A 14,814-nucleotide genomic window follows, 5' to 3' on the forward strand; every position below is an offset into this window, starting at 1 on the left:
TGCATGTCACATGTCCCTTGTGGATATGTCAGGCATAACATTACCAGTTATGTTTGGGGACAATAGCGGTTTGGAACCACCCCTTCCCATCTCGAACAGGGCCGTGAAACGAACTTGCGCCAATGATAGTGTACTCTTCGTATGCGAAAGTAGGTCATCCCCAAGCTCCTTACACAAAAACCCAGCACAACACTGCTGGGTTTTTTATTGCTCCGCGCAGTTAGACATGACTATTCGTTAGTCATTATTCTTACTAAACATCAATAATCTTCATTATTGATATCGGTTATGCGTTTGCACATCAATAGCATCTAGCTAGCTCGTAACATAAAGTCCGTTCTCGATTGTCTGCTGAAACAAAAGTAAGTGAATCTCTGCATGATAAAATGCTTGGATGACTCAATACCATGTTTTGATTCCTTGTGCCGGCAGTGGTTCACGCATGCAGAGTGCCTCTCCGAAACAATATTTACCCCTGAACGGGAAACCAATCCTCCGTCATGCCATCGATATCTTTGAGGCGATGCCTATTGTTAGCCAAATATTTATTGTGATCGCTGCTGCGGATGCCTATTGGTCAGATGAGCTTTTGCAAGGCTGTCATAAAACAAAAGTATTGTCTTGTGGCGGTGAGAGTAGGGCAGCGAGTGTTTATCAGGGCTTACAAGCGCTGGTATCGCAAGTCGATAGTGAGGATTGGGTGTTGGTGCACGACGCTGCGCGTCCAGGTATTGATGCGGAGATAGTGCAGCGATTGATTGATGCAATGCAGGCACAAGATATTGGTGGCTTGCTGGCATTGCCTTTGGCCGATACCTTGAAGCGTGCAGATGCCACACAGCATGTTTCGGCCACGATTCCGCGTGAGGCATTGTGGCAAGCGCAAACTCCGCAAATGTTCAAAATAGGCATGTTGGAACAAGCATTGGCAAGTTGTTTAGAACGTCAACCTACCGATGAAGCCCAAGCCATGGAATGGGCTGGATATAGTCCCAAACTGGTATTAGGCGATTTAAAGAATTTAAAAATAACGTATCCGCACGATATTGCCGTGGTTTCGGCATTGATGCAGGCTACGCAGAGCGAACAGGATACACGATGATTCCTTTTAGAGTTGGTCACGGTTTTGATGTGCACGCCTTGGTGACGGAGCGAGACTGTATTATTGGTGGCGTGAATATCCCTCATTCTCACGGCCTGGATGGGCATTCAGATGCAGATGTCTTATTGCATGCGATTTGCGATGCATTATTAGGCGCGGCTGCGTTAGGTGATATTGGCAAACACTTCCCCCCGACAGACATGCAATACAAAGGCATTGATTCGCGGACATTATTGCGACATGTGATCGCCTTACTCAATGACAAAGGTTACCTCGTTGGTAATATTGATGCCACTGTAATTTGCGAGGCGCCAAGACTCGGCAAACATACTGGCCAGATGTGTATCAACATTGCGGCGGATTGCAAGATAGAGACCTCGCAGGTGAATGTGAAGGCGACCACTACAGAAAAACTGGGCTTTACCGGGCGTAGCGAGGGTATTGCTGCAGAAGCCGTTTGTATCATTTATTCCAAGTAGTTTTTTATGCGAGTGTTTAGCCGTTTTGAGTCATTGGTTTCTCCGTTTCCACGGGAAATCCTCACTCACCTTCCTACCCGTTTCTGGCCTTTTATGTGGGCATGCTCTTATGGCATGCGCCGTTATATCCTCGTCATGACCGTGCTTACGGCTTGTATTGGTTCGTTCGAGGCACTTTTGTTTGCATTGATGGGTAAGGTGGTTGATAAGCTGACAGCAATCTCACCTTCCCAGTTATGGACTACACACCATTCAACCCTATGGTTGGTAGGCGCGATCCTGATGGGCAGTACCTTGATCATCGTCCTGCAAACACTGCTTAAACACCAGACATTGGCAGGTAACTTTCCAATGCGTTTGCGCTGGCAGTTCCATCAACATATGCTGAATCAAAGCATGGGTTTTTACCAGGATGAGTTCGCAGGTAGAGTGTCGGCCAAGGTCATGCAAACGGCACTGGCTGTGCGTGAGGTATGGTTTATCCTGGCCGATATTATGGTCTATGTGTTGCTGTATTTCGCGACCATTGTCACTGTTGTTGGTAGTTTCCATCCATGGATGGTGTTGCCATTCTTAGGCTGGCTGTCATTTTATGCCTGTGCGCTATTCTATTTTATTCCACGTCTGGCCAAAGTTTCACAACGTCAAGCGGATGCGCGCGCCTTGATGACAGGGCGAATTACGGATGCCTATACCAATATTTCAACCGTGAAGTTATTTTCGCATGCCGGCCGTGAGGCAGACTATGCACAGTCGGCGATGCAGGAGTTTTTGGATACTGTACATGGTCAAATGCGCATGGTGAGCTGGGTGGAAAGCATCAACCACTTTTTAAATATGTGCCTGATTATCGCCAGTGGTAGCATGGTGTTGTGGTTGTGGTCGCAAAGTCTGGTGGCGGCAGGGGCGGTTGCGGCGGTGATGGCGATGAGTTTGCGCCTCAATGGGATCTCGCATTGGGTGATGTGGGAGCTGACCTCATTGTACGAGCAAATCGGGACCGTGCAGGATGGCATGAATACGCTGTCCATCGAAAACCGCGTGGTGGACGTGCCGGATGCCGTGGCCTTAGATGTGCCCAAAGGTGAAGTGGTGTTCCAGCAGGTGAATTTTTCTTATGAAAAACAAGCCCCCTTGCTGCAAGATTTTGACCTGCATATTCTGCCGGGAGAGCGTGTCGGCCTGGTGGGGCGGTCCGGCGCCGGCAAGTCGACCATCGTCAATTTGCTCATGCGTTTTTATGATATCCAGGCTGGACATATCCGCATTGATGGACAGGCGATTGATCGTGTGAAACAGGATTCGTTACGCCAGCAAATCGGCATGGTGACTCAAGATACCTCCTTGTTGCACCGTTCAGTGAGAGAAAATATTTTATATGGTCGCCCGGACGCCTCTGACGAGGAAATGATCATGGCTGCTAAACGCGCAGAAGCCCATGACTTCATACTGACATTACGCGATGCCAAAGGTCGTACCGGTTACGATGCGCATGTTGGTGAGCGCGGCGTTAAATTGTCTGGCGGCCAACGCCAGCGGATCGCCATTGCGCGTGTCATGCTTAAAAATGCGCCTATTCTGGTGTTGGATGAAGCCACCAGTGCGCTTGATTCTGAAGTCGAGTTGGCGATCCAGCATCACCTGGCACAATTGATGGAAGGCAAAACCGTGATTGCGATTGCTCACCGACTATCGACCATTGCTGCGATGGATAGACTCATTGTATTGGATCACGGCCGTGTTGTTGAAACCGGGACACACCATGAATTGCTGGCTCAGGATGCGATTTACGCTAAATTGTGGACTCATCAAAGTGGTGGTTTCCTAGGGGAATAATACACGCTAGAAAAGATTCACTTCATGTTTTAAATTGAAACCAGTGCCAAACAGCACTGGTTTTTTCTTGTGCGATTGCCCGCTTCAGGCGCCAACCAAATATTACAAATATGACAGACTGTCATATTACCGCCACTTTTCTGCAATCTAATCTGCTTAGTATTGTCATCAAATTTTCATGGAGTGTTTACGATGTTTGGTCGTTCTGTCCGCAAAAATCAAGGCTTTACCTTGCTTGAGCTATTGGTCGTGATGGTCATTATAGGTTTGCTGGCGGGCTATGTTGGACCTAAATACTTCCAGCAGATTGGTAAATCCGAGGTGAAGACAGCCAAGGCACAAATTGCGGCATTGGAACAGGCGCTGGACCAGTACCGACTCGACGTCGGGCATTATCCTGCGACTGAACAAGGTTTGCAGGCGCTCATGGCAAATGCGGATAACAATGCGCACTGGAGTGGCCCTTACCTGAAAAAAGAAGTACCGAACGACCCTTGGGGTAAACCTTACCAGTACCGTATGCCTGGACAGCATGGTGAATACGATTTGTTTAGTCTGGGCAAGGACGGGCAGGTGGGTGGCAGCGACGAAGCACAGGATATCACCAACTGGTAAACAGCCATGTACTATCAGGCAAAAGTTCTTAATGGCTCCACCCTGACCATGGTCGAGCTGCAAGCAGACGATGAGCAGGATGCCTATGCGCAGCTAAAGTCCAAAGGCTTGATGCCAGTGTCGCTGCATGCACAAAAAACAGCGAAAACTTCCAGGCGAGAAGCTTTTCCATTGGCATTGTTCAGCCAAGAGTTGCTGGCATTGCTAGATTCTGGCCTGAATTTGGTAGAGGCGATTGATGCACTTTCTTTACGCCAGGACCATACGCGGGCTGTTTTGCAAAGCATCCTGCAATCGCTACAGCAGGGCAAATCTTTTTCTGCGTCGCTGGAGCGCCAGCCGACGGTCTTTCCTCCTCTATATATAGCCACTGTCAAGGCGGCTGAACGCACCGGTGATCTGGGTAATGCCCTGTCGCGGTATATCGCTTATGACAACCAGGTATCCTTGCTCAAAAAGAAAATCATCAGTGCCTCGATTTATCCGATGTTGCTGATCGTAGTTGGTGGATTGGTCATTGCTTTTTTAATGGGATTTGTCGTCCCTAAATTCAGCAGTGTGTATGAGGGTACAGGCGCTGATTTGCCCTGGATGTCACTCATGATGCTTAGATGGGGCGCACTGATTTCACAACATGGCGGAACTATGATGGCGATCTTGGCAGGCATGATCATAGGCTTAGTGCTGCTGTTCAAAACGCCTGCTACGCGCCAGTCTCTGCTCAAAGCGATTTGGCGCATTCCGGCGATAGGTGAAAAACTGCATCTTTACCAGCTTGCCCGTTTCTACCGCACATTAGGCATGTTGTTGGCGGGCGGCACACCCATCATGACGGCGCTAGATTCGCTTGGTGGCTTGTTGGATAGCAGCATGGCCCGCAGTCTGCAACAGGCGAAAACCATGATCAGCCAAGGTCAGCCACTATCTCAGGCGTTTCAAACAGTAGGGATGACGACGCCCATTGGCGAACGCATGCTACTGGTCGGTGAGCGTGGCGGCAACGTCGCACAGATGATGGATAGAATTGCCAGTTTTTATGATGAAGAACTGGCGCGTTGGATCGACTGGTTTACCAAGTTGTTTGAGCCTTTATTAATGTTGTTTATCGGCTTGGTCATTGGTGTGGTCGTGCTCCTGTTGTATATGCCAATTTTTGAACTGGCAGGGCAAATCCAATGAATCAGCCCTTACCTGTGCTATCCGCCGATCTGCTGTCGCAGGCGCAAATGCAGGCGCTCCAGCAGCAACGACGTGTAATCGAAGTGCTGGAGGACTTGGTCCCTCTAGACAATGAATCCTTGGTCAGTCAGTTGGCCCATTTGCTGCATTACCCGGTGGCGACCATGCGTGAGATGCGCGAATGGCAAGTCGCTTTTGAGGTGGTCAGCTATAACGATGCGCAGCAGAAGGAATGTCTGGCGTTTTATGATGCGCAACAAACCCTCATTCTGGTGTTTGCCGACCCATTTAACCGCCAACTTCTATTGTGGGCTCAACATGCCGTACCGCAGGAGGTTGAATGGCGTTTGGCACACCGGTTAGAGATCAGCGCCTACCTGGCGGGTGAAGAAGAAACCATGCGCGCCATGGATGGTGTTGGACTGCCTGCCGAGCAGGGGCAAGAGGGCGACGAAGAAGTGGTCATGCAGCTGTCGCTCAAATCTATCCACGAAGACGCCAACCCTATTGTCAAGTTGATTAACTCGACGTTGTACGATGCCCTTAAAACCGGGGCCAGTGATATCCATCTGGAAACACATCCGGGCGGACTAGCTGTCAAATACCGGGTTGATGGCGTCATGGCCAGTATTGCCAATAGCCCCGGATTGGATAATGCAGAACAGGCGATTTCGCGAATCAAGGTCATGGCGCAACTGGACATCGCCGAGCGCCGTATTCCGCAGGATGGCCGTTTTAAAGTCCATGCCATGGGGCGCTTGATTGACTTCCGTGTTTCCATCATGCCGAGTGCATTTGGTGAGGATGCCGTATTGCGGGTGCTGGATAGAAAGGCATTAACTGAGCAGGCGCAAGGTCTGAGCTTGAAAGCCCTGGGATTTGATGCAGATGTCATCGCCCGCTTCAGGAAACTGGCCAGTGAACCCTATGGCATGGTACTGGTCACCGGGCCCACCGGTAGCGGCAAAACCACTTCACTCTATGCCGCGATTTCGGAAGTGAATACGGGTTTCGACAAAATCATCACCATTGAAGACCCGGTGGAATATCAATTACCTGGCGTACTGCAAATCCCGGTCAATGAAAAAAAAGGCCTGACGTTTGCTCGTGGCCTGCGTTCTATTTTGCGGCATGACCCCGACAAAATCATGGTCGGTGAAATCCGTGATGCCGAAACCGCCCAGATTGCCGTGCAGGCTGCACTCACCGGCCACCTCGTGTTTTCTACCGTGCATGCCAATAGTGTGCTGGATGTGATTGGCCGTTTTATGCACATGGGGGTGGATCCTTACCATTTTGTCTCCGCCGTGAATGGCATTATCGCCCAGCGCCTGGTACGCGCCTTGTGTCCGCAATGCGCAGAACCGTTTGTGCCAGATGAGGAAATGGTTACTGCCTCCGGATTGACTTTGGAGCAAGCATCCAACATGCAGTTCAAGCATGCCAAAGGCTGCGGTCACTGCCGCGGCACTGGTTACAAAGGGCGTAAAGCCGTCGCAGAAATACTGGTGCTCAATGATGAGTTGCGCGAGATGATTATCGCTCGGCAACCGATACGACAATTAAAAGAAGCCGCGGCCAGGAATGGCATGCGCACCATCCGCGAAGCCGCGGTGAGCGCTGTGGCCGAAGGCATGACCAGTTTGCAGGAGATCAACCGTGTCACGTTTATTGCCTGATATTCGGTGGTGCGGTTTAACCAGGATACTGGTTTTGTCTGACCAGTTGTGGGCTGAGCATTGGCCAGCGGGTTTGCGTTCGCGCCGGGTAGTTGTGCAGGTCGCTTGGCCTGGCCCACAAGACCAGCCTCTTTCAGCGGCCTTGCAGGCCGGCTTGTCCCAACTCCCAGCGACACGTTGGCAACGCATAGAAGTTTATCTGGCAGACAGGCATGTGCATTTGCTGCTATTACCCGCGATGGCGCAGTCATTACAAGTATTTAGCTGGTCTGGTGAAGAGCAATTGGCTTATGCGCGAGCTGTGTTGATGCAAACGTATGGTGAAACCGCGCGTATATGGCCATTTCGTTTGCAGGATATCCGCCAGCCACAAGATTGCCTGTTAGCGGCAATCCCTGCACTGCAATCAACGGAGTTGCATGAATTACTGAAAGGAAGCGCGGTGCAATGGTCAGTGCAGCCATATGCTTCGGCCTTGTGGGCACGCACACGCTTACCTGAGAGTGGGAGTGTGCTCATGGCAGAATCCCAGATGTTGCGCCTGATACAGTTAGAGCAAGGCCGTATTTTGCATGTGTCCAGCTTGGCAGTTGACCTGTCTGACCTGGCGTCAATCACCGCCTGGCTGATGCGTGAACGTACCTTGCTGAGCGTCCAAGCCTCCGCATGTTACTGGCTTATCGAGCCAGGTTGCAGTGCCATGGCCATGACAGGCGGCCATGTAAAACAGGCATTGTCTGCACACTTTCCCCTGCAAAATTTATATGCTACGCATGCGGTGACCACCTTGTGGCAGGAGGTGATGCATGTGGCTTGATCCTGATTACCAGCTGGAGTTTTCCCGGCCAGCATTTGCCTGGCGCAGGTTGCGTTGGCCAGGCGGGCTGGTGATGCTGGGCCTCGCAGCATTGGTTGCCGTCGAATACAACCGGGTGGTTGATCAGCAGTCGCAATTGCAAATATTGGTAGAACGCCAGCAACAACTTGTTGCCTTGGGTGCCAATCAGGTCCAATCCGCGCCCGCACCGCTACAGGTAGTCGCCAAGCAGGCTGCGGTCAAACTGAGCCAGCCTCAACAAAAAGCAGCAGAAAAAATTGTGCAGCAGCTAAATGTGCGCTGGTTTGATTTGCTGCAGGCGCTGGAATCGCAGCAGGTACCAGAGATTGCCTTGTTGCAGCTATTGCCGGATGCCAACCGGGGGCAATTTGTGCTCTCTGGAGAAGCAAAGAGCTACCAGGCCTTGCTCAAGTATGTTAGCCAATTGCAAACAGTGGAGGCGCTTGACCAGGTGCATTTGCAGAAACACCAGGTCAACGAAAGCCATCCACAACGTCCGGTCAGTTTTGAAATCCAGGGAGGGTGGCAGCCATGAGTCAGTTGCGTTTGCCAACCCTCATGACCTTGCTGTGGCTGGTGCGCCGCTGCTCCTGGTATCTGGGCTGGATACCTATGCTGGTTTCCGGCATGTTGTTACTGATATGGGCAGGATTACTGCAGCAGCAAGCAGCCCAAGAAATACAAATCGATGCGCTGCAAAGCGACATCCGCCAACTGGCCATCAAACCAGTGGAACAGGCACCACAGGAAACTGTTGTGATCGAAAAAGTGCAGACCGTGACGCCTGAGCCGGTCCAACTGTCTTCGCTTTGGCAGCAATTACCTGCTTTTAGTGATTTATCTCCCCGCATGATACAGATCGCCAACCTGGCGCAAAAACGGCAAATACTGCTTAACGTGGGGGATTACCAATGGCAGGCGCATCAAGTTAAAGATGCCAGCCATGACATTCAGCAGTTTGATATGCGTTTCACTATCCAGGCTGATTACATCACCTGCAGACAGTTTATCCTGGATGTATTGCGCAAATATCCTTCAATGGCATTGACCGGATTAGAGCTGCGTAAAAATGAAACGGTGCAGCCGACCATTGAGGCCACACTGACATTTTCAGTGTTTATCCGCGGAGAACAGGCACATGCCTCCTGATTCCAAAGCTGCCACCTCCCCGATAGTATGGGTTGCATTTCTGTTTACGCTGGGGCTAGTGTATTGGCAATGGTCGCAAGAGGGCAGCACTGTCCCATCTGAAAACATGTTGGCCAAACCAGCCTTGCCATCACGATCCCCCGCTACCGAGGCTGTCACTAGCCCCGAATCAGTAAGGGCCGAGGAGCCTGATGTTACCAATGCTTCTGACACATCATCCGAAGTAGCCACCTACTTTACACGTGCGCTACCTGTAAAAAAAGCCAGTCATGTTTTATTTGCCGCGCATGAGTGGTTGCCCCCGCCACCTAAACCACAACCGCCACCGCCACCCCAGGCACCACCGTTACCTTATGCCTATGTTGGCAGCATGCAGGATGTCGCAGAGAGTGACATCGTCATTCTCTTGCAACAGAAAAAACTATTGTTACCCAAAATTGGTAGCAAGGTCAGTCCACAGTGGCGGCTGGACCGTGAAGATGCCCAAGCGGTGTATTTCACTTATTTGCCGCTAAATAAAGTAGTGAAGTTAAGTAAAACAAAAACAGTCACAGCCAGCCAGCGCCAGGCCCCTGCCAACGCTGAAAACAATTATTCAGAAGAAATGTTTAACCAATGAGCGCTTTAAATTTGAGTTCAAACGCTATTCTAGGGAGAGGAGCCCAGTACGTGCCAACCATGGTCGTAATGGGTTTGTCAGTATTGATGCTATCGTCTTGCGGCTTGTTTCCACCCAGACTAAATGCGACGACCCCCGAGGGCAAGGTGCATGAGTTGGCGCAGCAAGTCGCCGAACATCCGACAGATGTGGTGTTGCGTAACCGCTGGTTCCGCGAACGTGAACTGGCGATTAATGCCTTATCGGCAGAGGCGGAGGCAGCGGATGCCAAAGGCGATATTGCTACCGCTAAACAAGTGTATGCCCGTATCCTCACCTTGGATCCGCATCATGTCAAAGCACTGGATTATGAACGCGCCAGTGAGCGTGACATCGTCTTGCGCAAACAGCTTGAACAGGCCAAGCAGCATCTGGATAAACCAAAGCAGGCTTTAAAAGAAGTGCAGGATATCTTGCTGGAGCAACCCGCCAACGTAGAAGCACGGGCGTTGGAAAAACAGCTGCTCGCACAAGAACCCAAAGCGCGTGTTGCCTTGCCACAATTGCAAAGCAACTTTAATAAACCCGTGACACTGGAATTACGTGATGCCAATGTCAAAATTGTATTCGAGGCCTTGTCACGTGCCACCGGCATCAACTTTGTGCTGGATAAAGACATCAAGCCTGAAACCAAGGCCTCGGTATTTGTGAAAAAAATGCCGATTGAAGATGCCATTGATATGGTACTTTCGAGCAATGGTTTGCAGAAAAAGGTGTTGTCGCCCACCAGTGTGCTGGTATACCCGGCCACCCAGCAAAAAAACAAGGATTACCAGGACCTGCTAATCCGCAACTTTTATTTTGCCAATACCAGTGCCAAACAATGTGCCGATATGTTGCGGACCATCCTGAAGATACGCGATGTATATGTAGATGAGCGTCTCAATATGTTGGTGTTGCGCGACAAGCCGGAAGTGATGGCGCTGGCAGAAAAAATGATCAAGGCCCAGGATATCGCTGATCCGGAGGTTATGCTGGAAATTGAGGTCATTGAGGTTACCCGCAACAAACTACAGCAATTGGGGATTGGATATCCTACCAGCCTGACCGTGCTCAATGACCCACTCACTCTTGAAACTATCAAGCAGATCAAATCTAGTACCGTCGGTGTGAGTCCAGCACCGAATGTGCAATTTAGAGCCACCGACAGTGACCTTAATTTACTTTCCAATCCACGCATCCGGGTTAAAAACAATGAAAAAGCCAAAGTGGTTGTCGGTAACAAAGTGCCTGTGATTACGACCAATGCCATTCAGGGCGGAGTTACTTCGGAAAGCGTCTCTTACGTAGATGTAGGGTTAAAGCTCGATGTGGAGCCCAAGGTGATGCTGGATGACTTTATCAGTATCAAGGTCGGACTGGAAGTCAGCTCACTGGGTGAGGCGGTCACCCTCAGCAATAACTCCAAGGTATTCAATATTGGTACACGAAACGCCAGCACGGTACTGCGTCTCAAACATGGGGAAACACAGATCCTGGCTGGCCTGATTCAGGATTCTGAACGTAAAAATGCCAACAAAGTCCCAGGGCTGGGTGACATTCCCTTGTTGGGCCGCCTGTTCTCGAACAATACCGATGAAAAAAATAAAACGGAAATTGTATTAGCAATTACCCCTAAAATCCTCAGTAATGTCACCTTGCCTGAAGCTACTTTTTCTGAGTATTGGAGTGGAACAGAAACGGTCATTTCAGACAAGCCACTATTGAATAACCAGCCAGCGACTCTCAATCAAAGCCGTAGTCAACAAATCCGCGAGTTGCAGTTACAGCGTCAACGTGAGTTGAATGATGGGGACAATGCTCAGGACGGTGATGCATCTGAGTCCTCACCTCCTGAGACTGCACCTGCCAGCGAACCAACGGCGATCCCGCCCCCTGACGCGGCACCTGTCAATTCGGGTGCCTCAACAGCACCAGCCAATGCGGCGGGTGGCTTGACCAACAATACCAGTGACTTGCCCGAACAAGGCACCACAAGCTTACCTGCGCCCAAGGAGATACCTTAATGGGAAAATGCGCGCATTGCTTGTCTCATACGCGTTTTTACTCTGGGTTTACCCTAATCGAACTCATGGTGTCACTGGTGATTGTTGCGATCATGGCCAGTGTGGCAACCCCCATGGTCCAGCTGACCCTGCAGCGGCAAAAAGAACAACAGCTACGCGAACATTTGCGGGAAATACGACGTGCGATAGATGCTTATAAAAAAGCCGCTGATGACGGCCGTGTGAAAAAGAATGCCGATACCAGTGGCTATCCTCCAAATCTGCAAATATTGGTGGAGGGGGTCGAGGACGCCAAGGATGCCAAACATGCACGTATTCGCTTTTTACGGCGAATTCCGCAGGATCCTATGTTAAATGGGCAGGCCAATGCCAGTTTAGGTCAAGCCCCAGCGTGGGGCTTGCGTAGTTATGACAGTCCGCCAGATCAACCGCGCTACACACAAGATGTGTATGACGTTTATTCACTGAGTCCCAGAACAGGAATCAATGGAGTGCCTTATGCACAGTGGTAGAAAGCGCAAGACCGCTACCGGTTTTACCCTGGTGGAACTGCTGGTGGTGCTATCAATCCTGGCATTGCTGCTTTCTTTAGCTGTCCCACGTTATTTTTCGGGGGTGCAACGCGCCAAGGAGCAGGCACTCAAGCAACAGCTCACGACCACGCGCAAGGCCTTGGATGAATTTTATGCGGATCAGGGACAATACCCCGACACCCTGCAAGAGCTGGTCGACAAGCATTATCTGGATAAATTGCCATGGGATCCAATAACCGAACGTAATGATGGCTGGGTCATCACGCCACCAGAATTACCGCTGGTTGGGGGCGTGTATACCTTACACAGCAATGCAGAAGGCCAAGCCACTGACGGTTCGGCATATGCCGACTGGTAGGGCTTTTGGCGACATGTCTAAACAAATGGGGTTTTCTTATATAGGCGTCATGGTGACGCTGGTGATTGCCGCGATTGGCCTACAGGGCGCGGCCGTCATGTGGCAACAGCAAAGCCAGCGCAGCAATGAGGCAACGTTGTTGGAAACGGGCGAGGCCTACCGATTAGCGATTGGCCGATATTACGAATCTACCCCGCAGCCAGTCAAACAATATCCGGTGCGGCTGGAAGAGCTGCTTGAAGACAAGCGCTTCCCGGTATTAAAACGCCATATCCGCAAACTTTACCCTGATCCATTTGTTGCGAAACAAGGCATGACATTAATCATAAAAGACGGCCGCATTATCGGTGTGCATAGCCAGTCGTTATTGGCACCCATCCGTAACGTCGGCTATCAAGCGTTTCAGGAAGGCTTTCAAAAAGCCAAGCACTATAGTGAGTGGCAATTTATCTATGAGCCGAATACGCTGGCAGACCTCGAGCAGGCCTGGGTGAATCGCTAAGGCCTGTTAGTGGTTGACTTGGGGTGAGCGAGCTTTAAAGCTTTGATAATACCCCAGCACCCTGGGTACATATTGCCGGGTTTCGGTAAAAGGGGGAATGCTGTGTTGATGTGCTTTCACTGCTGCCGGGCCAGCATTATAGGCTGCCAGCGCCAACGTCACATCGCCTTCAAACATGTCTACCATGCGCTTTAAATAACGTGAGCCCCATAGTATCTGCTGAGGGACGGACCATTGCCTCACAGGCACTGTCGTCATCGTCTTGGCCGTGGCTGGCATTACCTGCATCAGACCAAAAGCGCCCTTACGTGAAACGGCTCTGGGATTGTAGCCGGATTCGGTAGCAATCACGGCATGAATCAGCGCCGGCTCCAGCTGTGTTACTTCTGCCGCTGCCTGCACCTCTGACTGGTAAGGCAGCTTGCCAGACTGCCAGCGAACTGGCTTGGTATGGTTTGCTGTCGTTAATTCCTCTGTTGGTATGGCTTCTGTGTCTGTATTGCTAATCACAATTTCAGATGCGTCTGTATTATCCAGCACGATGTTTCCGGCAAGTATCTCATGTTCATCAGTCACGCCTGCATGAGCAATATTTTGCTGGCAAACCAGAATCAGGCTAAGCCAGCAAGCAGCGAATAGGCTTTGGTTAAGTCTAGGGCAAGTTGAAAACATGATGGGGAGGATTCTGGCATGCGCATGTGACAACGCCAAGACAGCCGGACTGATGCATTTCAGCCGCTGTTTGTCGGTCTGTCGCAGCTTTACCATGCTCAAAACGTAAGCCGATGTAAAGAAAAATCATTGTAAAACAACGTCTTGCCAGCATAGTTCTCTTTTTAGTCCGATGTCATGAATTCATCAATGAACTGACATGCCGCAATCATTTTTCTGTCACAAATCATGCGCAAACTTGCTGCACATTAAATGATAAATGTGTCGTACACATGGATACCACAATGACAGGGATAGATCAGGTCAGCGACCAATGGGCGTTGGCGCTGAATGAAGAGCAGCGTGCAGTATTTATGGAAGTGATTGAAGAATCGTTGCGCTTGCAGCATCGCTCTCACTTCTTTAACTGGTTACAACGCGGGTTTCAGTGTTTACTTGCTCACGAGGTCGTCGTGATCGGCGTGCGTGGTTTGGAGCGCGCTAGCTACGATTATGAATATCTGACCTCCAGCCGCTACTTTGGTGATACCCAGTTTGACCAGGTGCTGAGTGAAGAAGATGGCCTTGTTCATGAAGCCTTCACGCGCTGGAGCCAACTGGGCATGCCAGTGTTTTATCATACAGACACGTTATCCCAGCAATACAGTCAGTATGCTGTTGAGCATGTAGAGGCAGATCGCATGCTGGCTTCTGAGCTCAAACGGTTTGTGGTACATGGCTTTGGCAATGAGCATAGCCGCATTGCAACCATGGTGATGTTCGGGCGCTTGAGTTCACCAGCGAATGCCCAAACGGCTCATCTGTTAGAGCTTTTAATGCCACACCTTCACTGTGCCATTGTGAAAGTGACTGCAAATAAAAGTCCTTCTGTGCTGTCTACGCCTGCGCGCAATGGTCGTATCAAACCCTTAAGTAAGCGTGAACTTGAAGTGCTGGAATGGCTGCAGGCAGGTAAAACCAATTGGGAAATCGGGGGCATCATGCAGGTCAGCCCGCTCACCATTAAAAACCATGTGCAGAATATCCTGCGCAAGCTGGATGTAGAAAATCGCAGCCAGGCCGCCAGCAAGGCTTTGAAACTAGGCCTGATTCATAGAAGCCAGTAAATTTTCAAGCATGAAACTCACAAGAATTTCATGCAAACATAGTCCGATAGGACTAGTCATGTTTTAAAGAATGTCATCTCCCCTCCTTAAACTCTTTCAAGT

The 14,814-nt window shown here is 50.4% G+C and carries 16 protein-coding genes and 1 rRNA gene; 16 read left to right on the forward strand and 1 reads right to left on the reverse strand.

The genetic code is table 11. The annotated features are described in order from the left end of the window. Positions 1-52 precede the first annotated feature (52 nt). From rrf to F463_RS0106710, 15 genes are all read left to right on the forward strand, one after another. Positions 53-166 (forward strand): 5S ribosomal RNA (gene rrf / locus F463_RS0106640). A gap of 228 nt (positions 167-394) precedes the next feature. Then, entirely contained in the window at positions 395-1,102 is a 708-nt protein-coding gene (gene ispD, locus F463_RS0106645; RefSeq protein WP_018986282.1) for a 2-C-methyl-D-erythritol 4-phosphate cytidylyltransferase, read from the forward strand. Next, positions 1,099-1,581, forward strand: coding sequence for a 2-C-methyl-D-erythritol 2,4-cyclodiphosphate synthase (ispF, locus tag F463_RS0106650; protein WP_018986283.1), 483 nt, complete (start codon positions 1,099-1,101; stop codon positions 1,579-1,581). Before ispD ends, ispF begins: the two co-directional genes overlap by 4 nt. Positions 1,582-1,587: 6 nt before the next feature. Further along, positions 1,588-3,417, forward strand: coding sequence for an ABC transporter ATP-binding protein (locus tag F463_RS0106655; RefSeq protein WP_033413222.1), 1,830 nt, complete (start codon positions 1,588-1,590; stop codon positions 3,415-3,417). A gap of 192 nt (positions 3,418-3,609) precedes the next feature. Beyond that, complete coding sequence (gene gspG, locus F463_RS0106660; protein WP_018986285.1) at positions 3,610-4,032, forward strand: type II secretion system major pseudopilin GspG; 423 nt, start codon at positions 3,610-3,612, stop codon at positions 4,030-4,032. Between the two features lie 6 nt (positions 4,033-4,038). After that, the gene (locus F463_RS0106665; RefSeq protein ID WP_018986286.1) at positions 4,039-5,211 is read left to right on the forward strand and encodes a type II secretion system F family protein; all 1,173 of its coding nucleotides are present in this window, start codon (positions 4,039-4,041) and stop codon (positions 5,209-5,211) included. Beyond that, complete coding sequence (locus tag F463_RS0106670) at positions 5,208-6,890, forward strand: GspE/PulE family protein (protein WP_018986287.1); 1,683 nt, start codon at positions 5,208-5,210, stop codon at positions 6,888-6,890. Before F463_RS0106665 ends, F463_RS0106670 begins: the two co-directional genes overlap by 4 nt. Next, the gene (locus F463_RS0106675; RefSeq protein WP_018986288.1) at positions 6,871-7,707 is read left to right on the forward strand and encodes a hypothetical protein; all 837 of its coding nucleotides are present in this window, start codon (positions 6,871-6,873) and stop codon (positions 7,705-7,707) included. Before F463_RS0106670 ends, F463_RS0106675 begins: the two co-directional genes overlap by 20 nt. Next, a complete protein-coding gene (locus tag F463_RS0106680; RefSeq protein WP_018986289.1) occupies positions 7,697-8,263 on the forward strand; it encodes a PilN domain-containing protein in 567 nt (188 codons plus the stop codon). The genes F463_RS0106675 and F463_RS0106680 overlap by 11 nt, the downstream gene beginning before the upstream one ends. Then, positions 8,260-8,877, forward strand: coding sequence for a hypothetical protein (locus F463_RS0106685; RefSeq protein ID WP_018986290.1), 618 nt, complete (start codon positions 8,260-8,262; stop codon positions 8,875-8,877). Before F463_RS0106680 ends, F463_RS0106685 begins: the two co-directional genes overlap by 4 nt. Further along, on the forward strand, positions 8,867-9,496 hold the full coding sequence (locus F463_RS0106690) for a hypothetical protein (protein ID WP_018986291.1): 630 nt from the start codon (positions 8,867-8,869) through the stop codon (positions 9,494-9,496). The genes F463_RS0106685 and F463_RS0106690 overlap by 11 nt, the downstream gene beginning before the upstream one ends. A gap of 59 nt (positions 9,497-9,555) precedes the next feature. Further along, positions 9,556-11,541, forward strand: coding sequence for a type II secretion system protein GspD (locus F463_RS0106695; RefSeq protein WP_088177812.1), 1,986 nt, complete (start codon positions 9,556-9,558; stop codon positions 11,539-11,541). Then, entirely contained in the window at positions 11,541-12,053 is a 513-nt protein-coding gene (locus F463_RS0106700) for a type II secretion system protein (protein WP_018986293.1), read from the forward strand. The genes F463_RS0106695 and F463_RS0106700 overlap by 1 nt, the downstream gene beginning before the upstream one ends. Further along, positions 12,040-12,432 (forward strand): type II secretion system protein, encoded by a 393-nt coding sequence (locus F463_RS0106705; RefSeq protein ID WP_018986294.1) that lies wholly within the window; start codon positions 12,040-12,042, stop codon positions 12,430-12,432. Before F463_RS0106700 ends, F463_RS0106705 begins: the two co-directional genes overlap by 14 nt. Positions 12,433-12,445: 13 nt before the next feature. Further along, a complete protein-coding gene (locus F463_RS0106710; protein ID WP_033413240.1) occupies positions 12,446-12,934 on the forward strand; it encodes a type II secretion system protein in 489 nt (162 codons plus the stop codon). 6 nt (positions 12,935-12,940) lie between these two features. Here F463_RS0106710 and F463_RS0106715 read toward each other — a convergent pair whose 3' ends face one another. Next, positions 12,941-13,702 (reverse strand): lytic transglycosylase domain-containing protein, encoded by a 762-nt coding sequence (locus tag F463_RS0106715; protein ID WP_018986296.1) that lies wholly within the window; start codon positions 13,700-13,702, stop codon positions 12,941-12,943. 176 nt (positions 13,703-13,878) lie between these two features. On the opposite strand from F463_RS0106715, the gene epsA reads away from it, so the two are divergent. Next, positions 13,879-14,712, forward strand: a complete 834-nt coding sequence (epsA, locus tag F463_RS0106720; RefSeq protein WP_245545157.1) for an XrtB/PEP-CTERM-associated transcriptional regulator EpsA — start codon at positions 13,879-13,881, stop codon at positions 14,710-14,712. Positions 14,713-14,814 lie beyond the last annotated feature (102 nt).

The organism is Methylophilus methylotrophus DSM 46235 = ATCC 53528 (assembly GCF_000378225.1).
GTDB lineage: Bacteria > Pseudomonadota > Gammaproteobacteria > Burkholderiales > Methylophilaceae > Methylophilus > Methylophilus methylotrophus.